The 4,447-nt window shown below is 72.8% G+C and carries 2 protein-coding genes; both read left to right on the top strand.

Features of this window, described 5'->3' with window-relative positions; translation table 11 throughout:
• Window positions 1–2,552, top strand: a 2,552-nt coding sequence (locus ACZ4MF_RS48670; RefSeq protein WP_467500846.1) for an SDR family NAD(P)-dependent oxidoreductase, incomplete at its 5' end; no start/stop codon positions are given.
• A 45-nt stretch (window positions 2,553–2,597) separates the two neighbouring features.
• On the top strand, window positions 2,598–4,447 hold a 1,850-nt coding region (locus ACZ4MF_RS48675; protein WP_467500848.1), incomplete at its 3' end, for a type I polyketide synthase.

Raw genomic sequence — 4,447 nt, forward strand, 5'->3', positions numbered from 1 at the left:
ATCTGCGTCAGACGGTTCGGCTGGAGCCGGCGGTACGGCGTCTGGTGGATGCGGGGCACGGTGCGTTCCTGGAGATGAGTCCGCATCCGGTGCTGTCGGTGCCGGCGGCGGAGACCGTGGAGGCGGCCGGTTCGGATGCCGTGGTCGTGGGGTCTCTGCGTCGTGGTGAGGGGGGTCTGGAGCGGTTCTATCTCTCCCTGGGTGAGGCGTGGACGCGTGGTGTCGCCGTGGACTGGGCGCCGGTGTTCGAGGGGTTGTCTCCGCGTCGGGTGGAGCTGCCGACGTATGCGTTTCAGCGCAGTCGTTACTGGCTCGATCTGCCCAAGGTGGAAGTTGTTGCGGATCCGGGTCAGGAGTGGTTCTGGCGGAGTGTCGAGGCGGGTGATGTGGCGGAGTTGGCGGGCACGCTCGGGGTTGCGGAGGGGTTGGAGCGTGTCGTTCCGGCCCTCGCCGCCTGGCGCACCGCACGCCGCGAACGGAGCACACTCGACAACTGGCGGTATCGCGTCGTGTGGCGGCCCTACGAGGCGGCCGCGAGCGGGGCGCCCGGCGATACCTGGCTGCTCGTCGTGCCCGAAGGACGGACGGAGGACGACGTCACGGTCCGGACGCGACGCGTCCTGGAGGACGCGGGGACGAGCGTCGTACCCGTCGTCGTACCGGAGCAGGCGGACCGGGTGGTCGTCGCCGAGCTGCTGGACGCCGCCGTGCGACCCGGGGACGCGCCTGCTGGGGTGCTGTCCCTGCTGGCCCTGGAGACCGAGCCGGACAAGCGCAGCCCGGGTGTCACCAAGGGAGTGCTGGGCTCCATGGCGCTGAGCCAAGCCCTCGCCGACAACGCGATCCACGCCGGACTGTGGTCGTTGACGCGCGGAGCCGTCGCCGTCGACGGCGAGGAGGCGCCGGGCGACGGTCAGGCAGCCGCATGGGGTCTGCTCAGGGTGGCCGCGCTGGACGATCCCGAGCGGTCCGGCGGGCTGGTGGACCTTCCCGCGGACGGCGGCATCGAGTTGCTGACGCACCTGCCCGCGCTGCTCGCGGCGGGCGACGCGCCCGGAGGGGAGAGCGAGTTCGCGCTCCGGCCCGGAGCCGTGGGCGTGCGGGTGCGGCGCATGGTGCGCTCGCCGCTCGCGGGCTCGGCCGACGCCCCGGTGTGGATGCCGCGCGGCACCGTGCTCATCACCGGAGGCACCGGAGCACTCGGCGCCCATGTGGCCAGGGACCTCGCCCGTGCGGGCGCGGAACATCTGGTGCTGACCAGTCGACGCGGTCGCGAGGCCCCCGGCGCGGCGGAGCTGGAAGCCGAACTGGCCGGTCTCGGCTGCCGGGTGACCATCGCCGCCTGCGACGTCGCCGACCGTGACGCGCTCGCCGCGGTTCTGGACGGCATTCCCGTGGAGTCCCCGCTGACGGCGATCGTCCACACCGCGGGCGCGGTGGACCAGGCGCGACCGCTCACGCAGATCGACGCCGACGCGGCTGCCGAGCTCATGCACGCCAAGGTCGTCGGCGCCGAGAATCTGCACGACCTGCTGGGCACACGCGAGTTGGACGCCTTCGTGCTCTTCTCCTCCGGAGCCGGCGTGTGGGGCAACGGCGGCCAGGGACCGTACGCGGCGGCCAACGCCCACCTCGACGCGCTCGCCGAGCGGCGCCGTGCCGCCGGCCTGCCCGCCACCTCGATCGCCTGGGGCGCCTGGGCCGGTGGCGGCATGGTCGATGCCGAGGTGGGCGAGCAGTTGGCGCGGCGCGGGGTGCCCGCGATGGAGCCGGCGCTCGCCGTGCGCGCCCTGCGCGAGTCGGTGGCGGCGCAGGAGACCGCCGTCGTCGTGGCGGACATCCGCTGGGACCGGTTCGTCCCCGCGTACTGCGCCCACGGGCACCGCCCGCTGATCGAGGAGATCCCGGACGTACGGGCCCTGCTGGCCGCCCAGGCCGTCGAAGGCGCGGCCGGGCAGGCGGCGGACGCGACCGCGGGAGCCGCCGACAGGCTGCGCGGCGAACTGGCCGCGCTGCCTTCGGCCAAGCGCAGGCGGCGGCTGACCGAGTTGGTCCGGACGCACGTCGCAGCGGTACTCGGCGCCGGAGCCGGTGACGGAGTCAAGCCCGGCCGGGCCTTCCGTGACATGGGCTTCGACTCCCTGACCGGCGTCGAACTGCGCAACCGGCTCGGCGCCGCACTGGGCGCCAAACTCTCCGCGACGCTCGTGTTCGACTACCCGACACCGAGGGCGCTCGCCGACCACCTGGACACGGAACTCTGGCCCGCGGACGACGCCGACGACGCGGACACCGCCCTCGCCCCGGGGCTCACGGAGCGCGGCTCCCGGCTCAACCAGCTCGATCCCCGGCTCAAGGAGATCGAGGCGGCCTACCGCGCCACCCCGGACCCGGCCGGCCGGACGGAACTCGCCGACGCGCTGCGAAGCCTGCTCGACTCCTGGGCGGCACCCGTCGACGAGCCCGCCCCCGCGGCCGTGGACGAGGAACTGGTCGACGCATCCGACCAGGACATGTTCGACCTGATCGACAAGGAACTCGGGATCTCCTGAGCGGACCCCCGACACGACTTCCCGATTCTCGAAGGGCTGACTGGCATGGCCAACTCGGACAACACAGGCAACGCGGGCACCACGGGCAACACGGGTACGACCGAGGACAAGCTGCGGGACTACCTCAAGCGCGTCACCACGGACCTGCGGCAGACCCGTCACAGGCTCACCGACCTGGAGACGCGGGCGCACGAGCCCATCGCCATCGTGGCCACCGCCTGCCACATGCCCGGCGGAGTGCGCAGCCCCGAGGACCTGTGGCAGATCGTCGCCGACGGCGTCGACACCGTCTCGGACCTGCCGACCGACCGTGGCTGGGACATCGAGGCGCTGTACGACCCCGACCCCGAACGCATCGGCACCAGCTACGTCCGCCAGGGAGCCTTCCTGTACGACGCGGCCGAGTTCGACGCGGGGTTCTTCGAGATCTCGCCGCGTGAGGCGACCGCGATGGACCCGCAGCAGCGGCTGCTCCTGGAGACCACCTGGGAGGCGTTCGAGCGGGCCGGCATCGACCCCACGACCCTGCGGGGCAGCTCCACCGGTGTGTTCGTCGGCGCCAGCAACCAGGCCTACGTCCCCGACGGCACCAGCGCGCCGGAGGGCATCGAAGGACACCTGCTGACCGGCGGATCCGCCGCCGTGCTGTCGGGGCGCATCTCGTACAGCTTCGGTTTCGAGGGACCGGCCGTCAGCCTCGACACCATGTGCTCCTCCTCGCTGGTCGCCCTCCACCTCGCGGTACGGGCGCTGCGCTCCGGCGAGTGCTCCATGGCCGTCGCGGCCGGTGCCACCGTCCTGGGCAGCATGCGCAACTTCGTCGAGTTCAGCCGGCAGCGCGGCCTGGCCGTCGACGGCCGCTGCAAGCCCTTCGCGGCCGGTGCCGACGGTACGGGCTGGGGCGAAGGTGTCGGGGTGGTGCTGCTGGAGCGGCTGTCGGACGCCGAGGCCCATGGCCATCAGGTGCTGGCGGTGATCCGGGGTTCGGCGATCAACCAGGACGGCGCGTCCAACGGTCTGACGGCTCCCAACGGGCCCTCGCAGCAGCGGGTGATCCGTGCGGCGCTGGCCGATGCCGGTCTGTCCGCGGCCGATGTGGACGTGGTGGAGGCGCACGGTACGGGTACGAAGCTGGGTGACCCGATCGAGGCACAGGCACTGCAGGCCACGTACGGCCGCGAGCGGGACGCCGACAACCCGCTGTGGATCGGCTCCCTGAAGTCCAACATCGCCCACACCCAGGCCGCTTCCGGCGTCGCGGGCATCATCAAGATGGTCGAGTCGCTCCGGCGCGGGGTCGCCCCCAAGTCGCTGCACGGGGAGGAACTCACCCCGCACGTCGACTGGTCCGACGGCACCCTGCGTGTGCTCACCGAGGCCGTCGACTGGCCCGAGACCGGCCGGCCGCGCCGCGCGGGCGTCTCCTCCTTCGGCGGCAGCGGTACGAACGCCCACGTCATCCTCGAACAGGCACCGGTCGCCGAACCGGCCGAGGAAGACGCCGTCGAGGCCGGGACGACCGACGCCGTCCTGCCCTGGCTGCTGTCGGCCCGCTCGGAAGCCGCGCTGAAGGAGCAGGCCCAGCGGCTGCTCGACCGGGTGGACTCCGCCGACCTGCGCGCGGTGGACATCGCCCACGCACTCGCCACCGGCCGCGCCGCCCTTGAGGAGCGCACCGCTGTCGTCGGCGCCGACCGCACGGAGCTGCTGAACGGCCTGCGCGCCCTCGCCCGCGGCGAACGGCCCGCGAACGCCGTCCGCGGCCTCTGCGAAAACCCCGGCGCGAGCCTCGACCCCGTCTTCGTGTTTCCGGGTCAGGGTGCGCAGTGGGTGGGGATGGCGGTGGAACTCCTTGACTCCTCGCCGGTGTTCGCGGCTCGGTTCGCGGAGTGTGG

It is taken from the genome of Streptomyces sp. NPDC025793, from assembly GCF_055558375.1.